Origin of the sequence: Turicibacter sanguinis, assembly GCF_013046825.1 — a bacterium.
Taxonomy (GTDB): Bacteria; Bacillota_I; Bacilli_A; order MOL361; family Turicibacteraceae; genus Turicibacter; species Turicibacter sanguinis.
In genome coordinates this window covers 959172-974454 of sequence record NZ_CP053187.1, presented here as the reverse complement: position 1 = coordinate 974454, position 15283 = coordinate 959172, and the positions used below count along the sequence as shown (strand labels likewise).

Here is a 15283-nt window from a genome sequence, read left to right as displayed (position 1 = left end):
ATCCCACCTTATTTTAAAAAATATTTTGTATCTTGCTATACTATGATAAAGTATACGGTAACCATACAGTCAAGAGGAGCACATAAATATGAGTGGAATTTCATCGAAGTATTTTACAACAGGAGAATTTGCAAAGTTGTGGGGAGTTAAAAAACAAACTCTATTTCATTATGACGACATTGGTATTTTTCAACCGGCTAAGAGGGATAGCAATGGATATCGTTACTATACTTATCAACAGTTTGAGGTTTTTGCTGTTATATCTGTTTTAAAAGAAATGGGAATGTCTTTAAATGAGATTAAAATTTATCTCGATAATCGAACTCCTGAGGGATTAATTGAATTATTTGAAGATCAGGTGATTAAAGTCAATCGAGAAATTGACTATTTGAAACGGATTCAACAAGTAATGAAAACTAAAATTGAGCTAACGAAAAAAGCAACTTTAATTGATCATACTAAAATTGAGATAAAAGAATATCAAGAAGATTATTTAATTTTAAGTAATAAATTAGATATCTCTGATGATTTAAAGTTTTTTAATGCATTAGTTGAATTTCTTAAGGATGATGAACTGGGACATGCGACTTTGTATTCTATTGGCACGATGATTAGCAAGGAGAATTTATTGAATCAGGAGTACACTAAGTATACATATTTTTATTCTCCTATAACTAATAAAACTCAGGCTCGAATGTTATTTTTAAAACCTAGAGGAAAGTATGTAGTAGGATATCATAAAGGAAGTTATGAGCAGATTCACAAAACATACGAATTATTATTGAATTTTATTGAAGAGAAACAATTGAAAATTATTGGTTATGCATATGAAGAGTTGCTGTTAGATGAAATCTCTGTAAAAGGTTATGAAAATTATATGACTCAGATTATGATTCATGTAGAAGGTTGATTAACTTCTAATAAGATTATTAGATTACAAAACTAAGAAAGAGACCGATATAAAAATTATTTATTCCCCAAAAGAAGATAAAAAATCAAAGGGAAGTCGTAACTGGCAAGATATAATAGATTATGAATTAATAAAACGAGCTTATCCAAAGAATTCTATTTATGATTCATACCTACTAGTATACGAAAGGATAATTGATTTAAATGATGCTCGTGTATATTAACGTATGGTTAATTTTTATGCTTACAAGTTTAATTATCGCGTTATTGTTTCCTCCTTATCGAGGACGTATAATAAATTTAAAGGGCCCGAGTCGTAAGATTTTAAGGAGACAAAACGATGAATTTGAATATTGGAAAAGTTATTTATGAGTTAAGAAAGAAAGCTAAGGTCACACAAGAACAATTAGCAAATGCTGTGGGAGTCTCAGTACCTGCTGTTTCAAAGTGGGAGAATAACACGAGTTATCCAGATATTACGCTATTACCGGCGATTGCTCGCTATTTTAATACAAGTATTGACGAACTGATGAGTTATGATATGACCTTATCGACGGAGGAAATCGACGTCTTTATAAAAAAATGTCAAAGTATGTTACAGACTCAACCTTTTGAGATGATCGTCAAAGAATGTGAATCGTATTTGCATCAGTACCCAAATAGTTTAGAACTAAAGCTGAATATTGGTTCTTTATATATGATGTCATTTAGTTTTTTAACAGAAGAGTCAGATTTTTTAGAAATGATGAATAAAGCAATTGCCCTGTTTGAAGAAGCAGCCACTAGTTCAGATATCAAAGTACAAGAACAGGCTCATTTTCTTTTAGCTAGTCTTTATGGCATGACGGAAGATGAGAAAAAAGCAGAAGAAGTATTATTAAAAATCCCAAAATCTGAATTGAACAGAGATGATTTATTAATTCCAATATATATCCGTCAAAAACGTTACGATGAAGCTAAAAAGATGATTCAAACTAATATAATGAGAGCACTTCAATCTATTACGTTATATTTATCTAATTATGAGAATTTAGCCATTAAGGAAGACAACTTGGAGTTGGCAGAAAAATTATTACTTATTCAGCCTGAACTTGTAAATTTATTTGATTTAGAAAGAGAATTAGGATTAGGTTATGCTCTAGAGGCTGCTAATTTTTATGCAAGATTGAAAAATAAAGAAAAAACGTTATCGTTTTTAGGAATGCTAGTCGATAAGTTATCATCAACAGAGAAAAAAGGAAAGTCTGAATTTTTTAATCTGTTGGATTTACATGAAAGTGCCGCTGCGTCTCAGTTACCTATATTACTTTTAAGGTCATTAGATATGGATAGATGTTATGATTTTATAAAAGAAGATAATACATTTAAAGTATTAGTTCATCGTTTAGAGCGATTAAAACCTCATGATTAACATGAGGTTTTTTTGATATGTCAAATAATCTAATAATGAGACATTCTTTTCGTTTGTCTTTATAGCGTGAAAAGAGTAGAATAAAGTGTTGTTAGAGTCATTTAACATAGTAAACATAGTTAGAAAAAGAGGGGTAATACATGAGATTAATGGCGAAACTATTTGGTATCTTGATGGTTGTCGGCATTTTGATTGGTTTTTATTCTGCTTATGTAGAACCTCATTTATTACGTGTGAAGCAATATGATATGAAATTTGAGCAAGTAGCGGGCAATCCTATTACGGTTGTGCAATTTTCAGATACTCATGTCGGTGATTTTTTTACAACAGAAGATCTTAAAAAGGTTGTAGATAAGATTAACGAACAACAGGCGGATCTTGTATTGTTCACAGGTGATTTAATGGATAATGCAGCGGAGTATGATGGGTCAATTGATGAGATTGCGACGATTTTATCTAAAATAAAAGCAACAAATGGTAAATATGCGGTTTTTGGAAATCGTGATTACGGAGGCGGTGCAGAACGTTTTTATGAAGATTTAATGGAGTCGGCAGGGTTTGAAGTGCTTGTAAATTCCAGTCGGACTTTAGAAGTTAAAGGAACAACTATCAGTTTATTCGGTGCTGATGATGCTTTAATTGGGTACTATAATTCAAATAAAACGATGCAAGGAATCAGTAATGATCACTTGAATTTGCTACTGATTCATGAACCAGATTTAATTTCTGATTTCCTCAGTTACCCCATTGATTTAGCAACAGCTGGTCATAGCCATGGAGGACAAGTTTATATTCCATTTTATGGGCCATTATTAACGACAGCTTTGGCAGAGGATTATGTGCGTGGGCTTTATGATTTTGGAAATAATCGAAAGACATTACTTTATGTAAATACCGGGATTGGAAATACAAAAGTACCGTTTCGATTATTTAATGTGCCACAAATTTCAGTATTTAAGTTAGAGAAAGCAGAATAGTCTGCTTTTTTTGTTACAATAAGGAGTAATAAGGAGGGATTTCATGAAATGGATTCGATTACGTTCATCTGATGAGAAGTATTTTAATCAGGCATGGGCGATTTATGAACAAAGTTTTCCGGTTTTTGAACAACGTTTACTAAGAGATCAGCAAGCAGCAATGAAAGATGAGGAATTTTATTTTATAGCTATTGTAGAAGAAGAGCGTGTTATTGCAATCGTAGGATATTGGATTTATCCACAGTTTATTTATATTGAACATTTAGCCGTACATCCAGAGGTTCGGGGTCAAAAAATTGGAACAAAAGTATTACATGAATTAAGGGAGCTTCAAAAGACTCTTATTCTTGAAATTGATCCACCTGTGGATAACATTTCAATTAAGCGTCTTCATTTTTATGAAAATGTGGGATTCAAGTTGAATGATTATCCTCATGTCCATCCCGCATATCGTTTAGAGTATAAGGGGCATGAATTAAAGGTTTTAAGTTATCCACAAGGCATTTCATTACATGTCTTTAAAATATTTAGACAATATTTAAATGATACAGTTATGAAATATTCTGAGCGTTAATGAAAAAGGCTATCTATATAGATAGCCTTTTTCATTAATAATTCTTTGACTATTTGGTAATTTATATATATAAGTTCAGATAAGTTTTTAATACTTGAGAAACTTTTTACTTATCAGTGAAAGAAAGCTACGAATTAGCAAGCTTATGATGCAGCGCAAGGAATCTAGTATCAAAAAGTTTTATAAAATTAGGTTAATTCTAAAATGTAGGTAATCCAGTGTTTGGCATATAGAATAATCCCCAGCTGCTTGTCAAAAACATTTTTGTTTATATACAGTAGACCATCTATTTTAGAGAGGTGATGTGAATGAAGATGGGAAAACAACTTTTGAGTATAGGAAACTTCATATTTTTATTATTAATCATGATGAGTAGCTCTAAGGATGAGCTTTATATTTTGACGCTAGTGCAACAAGATTTAGGCGCTTTAGATGGGATAGAAGTTGGATCAGATGATGAAACGATTGTAGATCTTAATATTTTCCATACGAATGATATTCATGGAGGTGTGGATGAAAATATCGGATTTGCAAAATTTAAACATTTTATCAATCTAGCTAATGAGTATACAAGAGCAGAAGGATACCTTGTTCTTGATGCCGGTGATATATTTCATGGAACGCCATTTGCTACAGTAGAATTAGGGGAAAGTGTTGCACAGGTATTAAAGGTTGTTGGATATGATGCGATGTCACCTGGGAACCATGATTTCAACTATGGACAAGATAGACTAGTTGAGCTTGGAAAAGTAGCTGACGTTGAATTATTAGCGGCTAATGTAAAAACGATAGAGGGGAAGTTACGCTACGGGGATTGTTTTGTCAAAGAGATTGGAGGAATGAGTGTTGGATTGTTTGGGCTGACGACACCTGAAACGGTGACTAAAACGAATCCTGAAAATGTAGTGGGCTTAACATTTGGGACAGAGGAAGAGATTGTAGCAGAAGCTAAATTAATGGTTCAAGTGTTACAAGAGAGGGGAGTTGATGTGATTATTGGCCTAATGCATATGGGAATTGATACAGATAGTAGGATTAAATCGACAATAATCGCCAGTCAGGTTGATGATATTGATTTGATTATCGATGGTCATAGTCATTCTGAGTTAAATCAATATGAAATCGTAAATGGGACCATATTAACGTCAACGGGTGAACATTTTAAAAATGTTGGCGTGGTTACTATCCAGTATGATTTGATGGCAGATGAAATAATTAAGTTAGTACCACATCAAATCTCGATGAAACAACTTGAAAAATGTGAAGAGGATACTGAAGTCAAGTCAGTCATTGATAGGATAAAAAATAACCAAAAATCAATTTTGGAAGAAGTTATTGGCACAACGGCTATTAAATTAGAGGGAGGTCGTTCTTCTGTTTTAAATGGCCATACGAATTTAGGTCATTTATTAACTGCTGCTATGTTAAATGAAACACAAGCTGATATTTCACTCATCAATGGTGGAACAATTCGTGATTCAATAGATGTTGGAATGATTACGAAAGGTGATGTATTGAAGGTTTTACCCTTTAGTAATCATATCGTAACGGTTGAAATGACTGGGAAACAACTTATTGAAATTCTAAATAAAGGATTAGTAATAGGTAGTGGAAGATTTCTTCATTTTGCAGGTCTCTTAGTTGAAGCTAAATTAGTTCAAGAAGCGGGATGTCCTGATCGCTATGAAGTTTTATCCGTTCAGTTTAATCAGCAACCTTTAGAGTTAACCCAAACATATGTGGTTGCCATGAATGATTTCATGGTAGCAGGCGGAGACGATTATCAGATGAGTCAAAGTTCAAACCTATTAAATTCATTTGGTACGTTAGATGAAGCACTCATTTCATATGTTAAAGAGTATGGAGAGATAGCTATTTTAAATGCGAATCAAATCAATAATCTAATTATTTTAACGGAAGAAGATATGTTATCTGATGAAAATAAGGTAAATCATTAATATTTAGTCTCATTAGGAAAAGAAGTTGGATGATGAGTCAATTGAAGATGTCAAAAAAAGACGATTAGTTATAAAACTAATCGTCTTTTTTGAGTGAATTAAATTTATGAAGGATAAAGAAAAAATAGTATTTTTACAATTTTTTACTAATGGTTTACACTGAACAGTCTAATTCACAGAAAATTAATATTATTAATTTTTATTAACGATTCATTCATCTTCTCTTAAATTTCTACTGCTATAGTTTAAGTATCGTGTGAAAAGAGTGACTAGGGAGGAAGATTAATGCTTTTAGAATCAATTATTTCTACAAAGATTAAAACGGGAGGGCAAGAAAGGATTAGTGTAACTAAAAACAAACGGAATCTTATTAAAAAGATGGAGCCATTTTTTTACTTAGCACCAGCCTTTATCATCTTTTTGATTTTCGTGTTTTATCCATTTCTTAAAACTATTATGTTAAGTTTATCCACGACTAACTTAAGAGGAGAAATTAAATCATTTGTCGGATTAGAAAATTATATTGAGTTATTCACATCACCAGAGTTTTATAACTCAATTTTGGTAACATTCAAGTTTGTCTTAATGGTCGCAACACCAGCCGTTATTCTTGGATTTATTCTTGCTTTACTCACAAACAATCAATTAAAAGGAAATCGAGTTTATGAACTTTTATTTTCATTGCCGATGGCGGTTGCATCAGCTCCAGCCGCAGCTATATGGACGATGATTTTCCATCCTACCAACGGCATTTTAAATTTTGTGTTAGGACAAGAAATCGGTTGGTTAATTGATCCGAAGTATGCTCTTTTCTCAGTTGCCGTCGTCACGGTTTGGTTAAATCTTGGACTCAACTTTATTTTCTTAACGACAGGCCTCCGTAATGTTCCAGCAGAACTATTAGAAAGTGCTTCAATTGATGGGGCAAATTTTTTTCAAAAATTAAAAAATATCATTATTCCAATGGTATCGCCTCAAATGTTCTTAGTAATTTTCATGAATTTAATCAATGCTTTTCAGGCTTTTGGCCAAATCAAATTATTAACACAAGGTGGCCCAGGAGATTCAACGAATGTTTTAGTTCATTCCATTTATCGAGAAGCATTCTTTAACGGACGATTTGAAACAGCTTGTACGCAAGCCATTGTCTTATTCTTCATCATGATGATTGTCACTTTAATACAATTCAAATTTGAGAAAAAAGGAGTGCATTATCAATAATGAAAACATCTAAAAAAAATCGAGTTATTTTAACGATTGTTAATCTTGTGGTTGGAGTAATTATTATTGGACCACTTCTATATGCGGTGTCATTAAGCTTCATGACACCGGGAGAGATTTCACAGTATCCACCTAAGCTAGTACCAAGTAAGGTTACACTTGAAAATTATCACACGGCAATCAATAGTGTTCCTTTATTTAGATTTATTGTAAACAGTTTTGTTGTTTCAATCTTAGTTACAATCGGCCAAGTTTTTACCGCGAGTTTAGCATCATTCGCTTTTGCTTTCTACGATTTCAAAGGAAAGAAATTATTATTCTTAATGGTTTTATCAACAATGATGATTCCAGGGGAAACAACGATTATTTCGAATTTTTTAACGGTAAGTTCATGGGGATGGACAGATAGTTTACAGGTGTTAATTGTTCCATTTTTAACATCAGCGATGGGGATTTTTTTAATTCGCCAGTTCTACTTAACGTTACCTAAAGATTTAATTGAGGCAGCAAGAATTGATGGGTGTAGTAACTTCATGTTCTTAATCAAAATCTTAATTCCAATTTCAAAACCAGCGATTGCTTCTTTATCGATTTATACATTCATTAGTACATGGAATCAATATTTATGGCCATTGTTAACGATTAATAATGGAAATAATCGAACCGTACAAATCGGAATCAGTATGCTTCAGTTTGCTGAAGGGAGCAATTATGGTGTGGTATTAGCAGGGGCAGTTTTAATTTTAATCCCATCTATTTTAGTGTTTATTTTAGGACAAAAATCACTTGTTCAAGGAATGACAGCGGGATCAGTAAAAGGATAAAAAGGGAGGAAATAGATAATGAAACGTAAATTATTACCAGTAGCAGGGGCTAGTATTTTAGCAACATCATTATTAGTAGGGTGTAGTGGAAGAAATGAAGTATTAAATTCAACTGATGCGACGAAATCGACCAGTAAAGTAACTGAGGTGACGTTTTGGCACTCTATGGGGGGGAAAGGTGGAGAAGCGATTGAGACTTTAGTATCTGAATTCAATAGTTCTCAAAGTAACATTAAAGTAGTGGCCGAGTATCAAGGCTCATATGATGATTCGATTAATAAATTAAAAAGTGCTGCTCTAGGAAACTCAGGACCAGATATTATGCAGTTATATGAAGTTGGGACAAAATGGATGATCGATAGCGGGTATGCAACGCCAATGCAAGAATTGATTGATCGTGATGGATATGATATTTCTTCCCTCGAAGAAAATATTTTAGATTACTATAAAATTGATGGAACGTTATATTCAATGCCATTTAATACGTCGACACCAATTCTTTATTATAATAAAACGGCATTTGAAGAAGTAGGATTAGATCCTGAAGTAGCACCAACAAACTTCGATGAAATTCTTGAATTTTCTAAAATGTTAAAGACAGAGACTCGCTATGGGTATTCAATGAGAGTATATGGATGGTTTTTTGAACAATTCTTAATTAAACAAGGTCTTGATTATGCGAATGAAGGAAACGGACGTGATGGGATTGCGACGTCGGTTGTTTTTGATGAAAATGGTGGGGCATTCAATATTATTCAGGGATGGAAAAATTTAATTGATTCAGGATATGTTTTAAATTTAGGGCGTAGTGATGATGCTGTTTTAGATGCGTTTGGCTCTGGGAAGGTTGCGATGATTATTGGATCAACTGCTTCTTTAACAGATATTAAATCAAAAGTAGGTGAATCATTTGATTTAGGGACTGCTTATTTACCATCAGTTTCTTCAACTGATGAAGGTGGTGTTTCAATTGGTGGGGCCTCATTATGGATCATGGATAAAGGAAGCGATGTGAAACAAGAGGCTGCCTTTGAATTCATTAAATTCATGGTGTCGGCAGAAAGCCAAGCAAAATGGGCAGCTGCAACAGGATATTTCTCTGTTACTAAAGACGCTTATGGCATTGAATCAATGCAAGAACATTTAGAAAAAAATCCTGAATTTTTAACAGCGATTAATCAACTAAGAGAATCTAATAATCAATCAGGAGCCCTTTTAGGCGTATTCCCAGAAGCTCGTGCTTCAATTGAAGAAAATATTGAAAAAGTTTTAAATAATGAAATTGATTCACAGACAGCAGTTTCTAACATTGCAAAAACAATTAATACGGCGTTAGAAAAATATAATAAAGCAAACAATTAAAAATGAGGGAATGTAAATGAATAAATCAATTTTCTTTGATGTGGATAATACACTCGTCTGTCGAGAAAAAAATATGATTTCAAAAAGTACCATACAGGCAATTAAATCTTTAAAAAAGAAAAATATTAATATAGCCATAGCAACAGGAAGATCTTTGGCTATGGTTAAACAAGAATCTTTTTATGACATGTTTAAAACGATTATTTCTGCTAATGGTTCCTTAATTACTGTGAATGATGAAGTGATTTATAAAGAATACATGAATCAAAGGTTAGTCAGAGATCTTTTAACGGTTTTTGAAAAAAATCAAACGCCCTATTGTATTCATTTTCTTCATGAGAGTAAAGGAAAACTAAATCAGGCCTGGGTAGCAGAGTTTTCAATTAAATACAATATGCCGTTAGGATACTTAGAAGAAGATATTTTAAATCAAATTGAAAAGTATGAAGTCTTTCAAATTAATGCATATATTAAGGATAGTGAAATTGAAATGATGCGTCAATCTTATCCACAGTTTAGTTTTGTAAAGCTTATTGATATTGAGGACGGATACGATATTTTCAATAAACATTGTAGTAAAGGGAGCGCAATTCGTTATCTTAAGTCACATCAAAGTGGTAAGGAGATGGAGTACTATGCTTTTGGGGATGGATTTAATGATTTAGAGATGTTTGCTGAGGTGGATTATTCAATTGCGATGGGGAATGGTTGTGATTTATTAAAGGAAAGAGCAACTTACGTAACGGATAGCATCCATGAGAATGGTATTTACAACGCTTTAAAAAATTTGAAATTAATTTAGAAAAACGACTTCATTTCAGGAGACAATGTGTTATTTTATAAGGATAGTTTTTAAATTGGGATCGTCGTAAAGTTTAAAAATGTGAGGTGTGTTTATGATTAATTTTGCTCACCGAGGAGCGAGTGGAGATTTTCCTGAAAATACGTTACTTGCTTTCTTAGAAGGAATTAAAGCAGGAGCGACAGGAATTGAGCTTGATGTTCATAAAAGTAAGGATAATCAATTAGTCGTTATTCATGATGAGGATGTTGAGAGAACACTTAGAGGAAAAGGTCTTGTTCAAGATTTTACGTTAGAAGAATTACAAGCCCTAAAGACGAGAAAATTATTATTTCAAACAGTGGATAACTGTAATGTCCCAACGCTTGAGAAAGTCTTTAAGTTAATCAAGCAACATAGCGTGATTTTAAATATTGAATTAAAAACAGATGAAATTCACTATGTGGGAATTGAAGAGGATGTCATCTCATTAATTCATCAATATGGATTAGTCGATCAAATTTTGATTTCAAGTTTTAATCCTGAATCGATTCGTATTTGTAAAGAACTCGATGAACGGATTAAAACAGGCCTGTTGTATGATGAACCCATTGAAAATGTCATTGAGTTTGCGAAAGTTTTAAAAGCTGATGCTATTCATCCTAATTTGAGATGGGTATCTGAAGATTTAATTAAAGAAGCTCATGCTAATGGTATTCTCGTGAATGTGTATACCGTGAATTCACCTTCCTATATGAGAAAGCTAATTCAAGCAGGCGTAGATGGAATCTTCACTGATTATCCGGCATTATTAGATGAAATTTTAAAATAGAAGAATTAATTTCATAAAAAGTAAGAGAGCAGAATAATCTGCTCTCTTACTTTTCTTTATTTTGTATTTTTTGAAGTAGTGTGGCTAATCGTTTAGCACGCGTTTCTTCTTTTTTTGCTGAGTTGATTGAATCAATGTTTTTTTTCTGAACTGAGTAAGATAAAGAATTCCAAAATTCTAGATGTTGTGGATGTTGTTCAAAGAACGATTTGACCTCATCAGGTAGTTCGACAATACGAGGCAGTTCATCTTTTTTTAGTGTCACCGTAACAGTGTCACCGATTGTTTTACCGATTTGTTCACGAATTTCTTTCTTAATCCCAATGATGTGACAATCAGTTCCCATTTTTACAAGTGATCCACGATATTGGACTCCATCAAATGATGCAATAACTTTTACTCGTTTAGCGCCATAAACTTCTTCAACATTAAATGGAATCTCGATATAAGCTCCACCCTTTGTTTTTGCTTCTATTATTTTTGCATTAAATGCTTGCATCTCTTTATAACCTCACTTTAATAGTACGTTTTTAATGATATCAAATTCTTCAGAGATGGTCATTATTTTTTATATAAGGATTTAATCCAGCTATTTAATTTTTTAAGATGATGAATTTCTTCGTTAACAACCTTTGCTTGTTGATTTTGTTCATTAACTAAAATTTGATTGAGTTGTTCAATCACGGGATAGAGGTTCTCCCAATTACTTTTATGACGTAATGTTTCAATAATATCTGATAAATCAAGATGGGTAAGTAAAAGATTTTTCCCCCAAGCAAGATGACGATCGTCTTCATATAACGATTGGTTCACATAAAAATCAAATGTGTCTTTATCGTAATAATAATTAAATAAATTTAAATCAATTTTACATAGTTCGATAATAGCTTCAGGAACTTTTTGATTTTTCAATAACCGAATTGCTTCACGAAGTTGAAAAATATTCTCTTGATGAGCCTCATGAGGAAAAATACTGGATCCGTTCCATGAAAGGCGCACAAAACATTCCTGAATCTCTAGATAAATATAGTGAAGTTGCTTATTCAAATAATTGATTTCTTGATTGCTAAACTCGTTCTGATTCAAATAGTCATACAATTTCTTAGCACTCCATCTCGCTTTATGCATCTCAAGATATAGCGATTTATACTGATGGTATGTCTCATAATCAAGACTATTTTCAAGAGCCTCAAACAAAGCCTCGAAGTTAAAAGGCTTAATCTTCATTTGGTCGAAGAGGATAATGAGCGTTCCATAAAGCTTGTGACAGTATAAATAAGCTGCGGGACTAAAATGATTTTGAATCAAATCGTAATTAGTTCGATACGTTGTTTTGACGTACTCACTATCTGGACGATAACTAATCACGGTCGGAACCCCACTTTGAGAATAAGGAAAATCATCACTTAAAATAGTCGTTGGAGCATCAACGAGTGCTCCTTTTTTATAGGGACATCCCCGGACAAGCTTTTCAATAGATTGAATGATCCGTTGGTATTCATAAGTTGTTTTCATCATATGGGAATCACAATCATCTTGTGCGACAAATCCTTCTAAATTAATTGCAATAAAAGCTTTTTCAGCCCATTCTGGATGATTAAACCTTATTTGCTGATAACTACCGACTGACCAATTAAACGAAGAATTCGTCATCCCCCAAATTCTGGCGCTATGAGCAATAAAGATAATTGTCTTTTTAGGCTTATAATCACTCAAATTTAAAGTTCTCGCTAAACTGAGCAATAATCCGCAACCGCTCGCTCCATCATGGAAACTATGAAAAATTCCATCATAGTGAGCCATTACCAAAATTAACTCATCCGATTGCTCACCAGGAATTTCCCCAATCACATTATACGACTGCTGATCAGGAGTAACCGTATTATAACAATTTAAAATCACAGATAAACTTTCCCTTTTCCCAAGTCGTTTTTTCAACGCTTTAGCATCTTTTAAGCTCATTGAAAAAGTAGGGATGTTAGCAGGAGCAATAAAATTATCATAGTTAAGAGATTCTGTAATAATTTTATCGTCATTTTCAAATGGAGCAACAATGATTCCATAAGCTCCATTTTTTTTAGCTTGATAGGCTGAGACTCCGACCTGACATCCGATATATTCATCTAAATCAATTAATACCAACTTATCTTTAACATCGAGATCTTGATAATCAGATCGAGTTCCACGTCCAACATAAACAAGTTCAAATTCTTTGTTGGCAATGATACAGTTATTTGCATAAGAACTTAATGTAATTTTTTTAGGTTGTAATTTATCGACATAATATAAAGCGGCATTTTTAAAATCCCAGGAATCAATGTTAACTTGTTCTTTTCTGACGTTTTGAAGGCCAATATTTATAAATTCTTGAAATATGAAGTTGCTGGCCTCAGTTTCTGCCTGAGATCCGGCTGTTCTAAAACCAAGTTCTTCATTAGAACCAAAGTTGGCGAGGGTAGTCGCAACATAGGTAGCATATTCAACGTTGATTTTATCGTAAAAGATATCTAAGTCCTCTTGATAACTCATCGCTTCATCTCCTTATATTTAGCATTATTAATAATATATTAGGCGATGGCGTAATTGGTTACACTGTAGGCTTAAATTAGAAATTAAAGTTTATTATCATTGTTTTTTGTTTGTTAAAAGTTTGAAAAAATAAAAAAATGTGTACTTTTAGTGGTATTTTCTTGCTTATTTTGTATCAAAATGATGTAAAATTGATGTTTTTTGGAATATATTTCCGCTAGTATGTGGTAATCTTTTCTGGGTATAATTAATTATGTTTAACCATTTAAACTACCTCGCCTCATAGGGAGAAGAGCTAAATTTACAAGGAGGTAAGCATATGAGTAAGAAAAACGGCAAGAAAAAAGTAACAATACTCGATAGAGTAGAGAGAATTGGGAACGCGTTACCGCATCCAGCAACAATTTTCTTAATTTTATGTGGAGTAATCGTTGTATTATCAGCAATCTTAGCAGCATCAGGAGTTTCGGTAACGTACGAGGGGATTAATCGTACAACGAATGTTGTTGAGGAAATGACAGTAACAGTAAATAGTCTTCTTTCAAAAGAAGGTGTTCAATATTTATTTAAATCAGCAGTAAGTAACTTTACTGGATTCGCCCCACTTGGTACAGTTTTAGTAGCATTACTTGGGGTTGGTCTTGCTGAAGGAACTGGATTCATTTCAGCTTTATTAAAGAAATTAGTTATGAGTACACCAAAACGTTTAATTACGGTAGTTGTTGTACTTGCAGGGGTTTTATCAAGTATCGCATCTGATGCTGGATACGTAGTATTAATTCCTCTTGGAGCTATTATTTTCTTAAGTGTTGGACGTCATCCAATGGCAGGTCTTGCAGCGGCATTCGCTGGGGTATCTGGAGGATTCAGTGCTAACGTTATGGTTGGTCCTACTGATTCATTACTTGGAGGATTAACAACTGAAGGAGCTAAGTTATTTGATCCAAACTATGTAGTTGGGATGGAAGCGAACTGGTGGTTCTTAATTGCTTCAACAGTATTAATCACAGTTATCGGAACATTCGTGACTGAGAAAATCGTTGAACCACGTTTAGGAGCTTATAAAGGTGATGCAACAGTCGAAGAAAATTCAATGACTGTAACAAAAGAAGAAAAACGCGGATTAAAATTCGCTGGTATCGCAGCATTAGTTATCCTAGTAGGAATTATTGCTTTAGTGGGTCCAGCAAATGGATTATTACGCGGAACTGATCCAGGTGTACAAGGAATCTTAAAATCACCATTTATGGATTCATTAGTATTCATCATTGCATTATACTTCGGATTAGTTGGTATCGCTTATGGTGTTGGTGCTAAAACAGTTAAGAATGATAAAGACGTTATGAACTTAATGGGTAAAAGTATGGCTTCAATGGGATCATACATTGTGTTAGTATTCTTCGCTGCTCAATTCGTTGCTTACTTCAGTTATACTAACTTAGGAACAATCATCGCGGTTAAAGGTGCTGATATGTTACAAGCAATCGGATTACAAGGTATTCCATTAGTTATCTTATTTATCTTAGTAGTAGCATTTATCAACATCTTCATGGGATCAGCTTCTGCTAAATGGGCTATCTTAGCTCCAGTATTCGTTCCAATGTTAATGAAAGTTGGATTCACACCAGAATTTACGCAAATGGCTTATCGTATCGGAGATTCTACAACTAACTTAATCTCTCCATTAATGAGCTACTTCGCATTAATCGTAACATTCGCTCATAAATATGATAAAGATTCAGGAATTGGTACTTTAATTTCAACAATGGTTCCTTATTCAATCTCTTTATTAATTGGATGGACACTGTTATTAATTATCTGGTTCGTATTCAACTTACCATTAGGACCTGGAATCTCAATCTTTATGTAATAAAAATTAAAAGGCTTGAACAAAATGTTCAAGCC

The 15283-nt window shown here is 33.2% G+C and carries 13 protein-coding genes; 11 read left to right on the top strand and 2 right to left on the bottom strand.

Annotated elements, in window-relative coordinates:
• Positions 1-88: 88 nt before the first annotated feature.
• The 10 genes from HLK68_RS04800 to HLK68_RS04755 all read left to right on the top strand — a co-directional run bounded on the left by HLK68_RS04800 (position 89) and on the right by HLK68_RS04755 (position 10849).
• Complete coding sequence (locus tag HLK68_RS04800; RefSeq protein ID WP_006783916.1) at positions 89-910, top strand: MerR family transcriptional regulator; 822 nt, start codon at positions 89-91, stop codon at positions 908-910.
• Positions 911-1249: 339 nt separating this feature from the next.
• Positions 1250-2320 (top strand): helix-turn-helix domain-containing protein, encoded by a 1071-nt coding sequence (locus tag HLK68_RS04795; protein ID WP_006783917.1) that lies wholly within the window; start codon positions 1250-1252, stop codon positions 2318-2320.
• A gap of 140 nt (positions 2321-2460) precedes the next feature.
• Positions 2461-3297, top strand: a complete 837-nt coding sequence (locus HLK68_RS04790; RefSeq protein ID WP_006783918.1) for a metallophosphoesterase — start codon at positions 2461-2463, stop codon at positions 3295-3297.
• Positions 3298-3340: 43 nt separating this feature from the next.
• Complete coding sequence (locus HLK68_RS04785; protein WP_006783919.1) at positions 3341-3871, top strand: GNAT family N-acetyltransferase; 531 nt, start codon at positions 3341-3343, stop codon at positions 3869-3871.
• 314 nt (positions 3872-4185) lie between these two features.
• Positions 4186-5829: a bifunctional metallophosphatase/5'-nucleotidase gene (locus HLK68_RS04780; RefSeq protein WP_238843637.1), complete on the top strand. Its 1644-nt coding sequence runs from the start codon at positions 4186-4188 to the stop codon at positions 5827-5829.
• 285 nt (positions 5830-6114) lie between these two features.
• Positions 6115-7050 carry a carbohydrate ABC transporter permease gene (locus HLK68_RS04775; protein ID WP_006783921.1) on the top strand — a complete coding sequence of 312 codons (936 nt, stop codon included), beginning with the start codon at positions 6115-6117 and terminating at the stop codon, positions 7048-7050.
• Positions 7050-7874, top strand: coding sequence for a carbohydrate ABC transporter permease (locus tag HLK68_RS04770; RefSeq protein ID WP_006783922.1), 825 nt, complete (start codon positions 7050-7052; stop codon positions 7872-7874). Before HLK68_RS04775 ends, HLK68_RS04770 begins: the two co-directional genes overlap by 1 nt.
• An 18-nt stretch (positions 7875-7892) precedes the next feature.
• Entirely contained in the window at positions 7893-9236 is a 1344-nt protein-coding gene (locus HLK68_RS04765) for an ABC transporter substrate-binding protein (protein ID WP_006783923.1), read from the top strand.
• 16 nt (positions 9237-9252) lie between these two features.
• Positions 9253-10038, top strand: a complete 786-nt coding sequence (locus HLK68_RS04760) for a Cof-type HAD-IIB family hydrolase (RefSeq protein WP_006783924.1) — start codon at positions 9253-9255, stop codon at positions 10036-10038.
• 94 nt (positions 10039-10132) lie between these two features.
• Complete coding sequence (locus HLK68_RS04755) at positions 10133-10849, top strand: glycerophosphodiester phosphodiesterase (RefSeq protein WP_006783925.1); 717 nt, start codon at positions 10133-10135, stop codon at positions 10847-10849.
• Between the two features lie 46 nt (positions 10850-10895).
• Here HLK68_RS04755 and HLK68_RS04750 read toward each other — a convergent pair whose 3' ends face one another.
• Both HLK68_RS04750 and HLK68_RS04745 read right to left on the bottom strand, forming a co-directional pair.
• Positions 10896-11348, bottom strand: coding sequence for a YdeI/OmpD-associated family protein (locus HLK68_RS04750; RefSeq protein ID WP_006783926.1), 453 nt, complete (start codon positions 11346-11348; stop codon positions 10896-10898).
• A gap of 62 nt (positions 11349-11410) precedes the next feature.
• Positions 11411-13378, bottom strand: coding sequence for a M28 family peptidase (locus HLK68_RS04745; protein ID WP_009606521.1), 1968 nt, complete (start codon positions 13376-13378; stop codon positions 11411-11413).
• 319 nt (positions 13379-13697) lie between these two features.
• Here HLK68_RS04745 and HLK68_RS04740 point away from each other — a divergent pair, with 319 nt between their 5' ends.
• Positions 13698-15248: an AbgT family transporter gene (locus HLK68_RS04740; protein WP_006783928.1), complete on the top strand. Its 1551-nt coding sequence runs from the start codon at positions 13698-13700 to the stop codon at positions 15246-15248.
• Positions 15249-15283 lie beyond the last annotated feature (35 nt).

Coding starts and splice junctions, on each gene's coding strand:
- HLK68_RS04800 (WP_006783916.1), top strand. CDS start 89: ATGAGTGGAATTTCATCGAAGTATTTTACAACAGGAGAATTTGCAAAG.
- HLK68_RS04795 (WP_006783917.1), top strand. CDS start 1,250: ATGAATTTGAATATTGGAAAAGTTATTTATGAGTTAAGAAAGAAAGCT.
- HLK68_RS04790 (WP_006783918.1), top strand. CDS start 2,461: ATGAGATTAATGGCGAAACTATTTGGTATCTTGATGGTTGTCGGCATT.
- HLK68_RS04785 (WP_006783919.1), top strand. CDS start 3,341: ATGAAATGGATTCGATTACGTTCATCTGATGAGAAGTATTTTAATCAG.
- HLK68_RS04780 (WP_238843637.1), top strand. CDS start 4,186: ATGGGAAAACAACTTTTGAGTATAGGAAACTTCATATTTTTATTATTA.
- HLK68_RS04775 (WP_006783921.1), top strand. CDS start 6,115: ATGCTTTTAGAATCAATTATTTCTACAAAGATTAAAACGGGAGGGCAA.
- HLK68_RS04770 (WP_006783922.1), top strand. CDS start 7,050: ATGAAAACATCTAAAAAAAATCGAGTTATTTTAACGATTGTTAATCTT.
- HLK68_RS04765 (WP_006783923.1), top strand. CDS start 7,893: ATGAAACGTAAATTATTACCAGTAGCAGGGGCTAGTATTTTAGCAACA.
- HLK68_RS04760 (WP_006783924.1), top strand. CDS start 9,253: ATGAATAAATCAATTTTCTTTGATGTGGATAATACACTCGTCTGTCGA.
- HLK68_RS04755 (WP_006783925.1), top strand. CDS start 10,133: ATGATTAATTTTGCTCACCGAGGAGCGAGTGGAGATTTTCCTGAAAAT.
- HLK68_RS04750 (WP_006783926.1), bottom strand. CDS start 11,348: ATGCAAGCATTTAATGCAAAAATAATAGAAGCAAAAACAAAGGGTGGA.
- HLK68_RS04745 (WP_009606521.1), bottom strand. CDS start 13,378: ATGAGTTATCAAGAGGACTTAGATATCTTTTACGATAAAATCAACGTT.
- HLK68_RS04740 (WP_006783928.1), top strand. CDS start 13,698: ATGAGTAAGAAAAACGGCAAGAAAAAAGTAACAATACTCGATAGAGTA.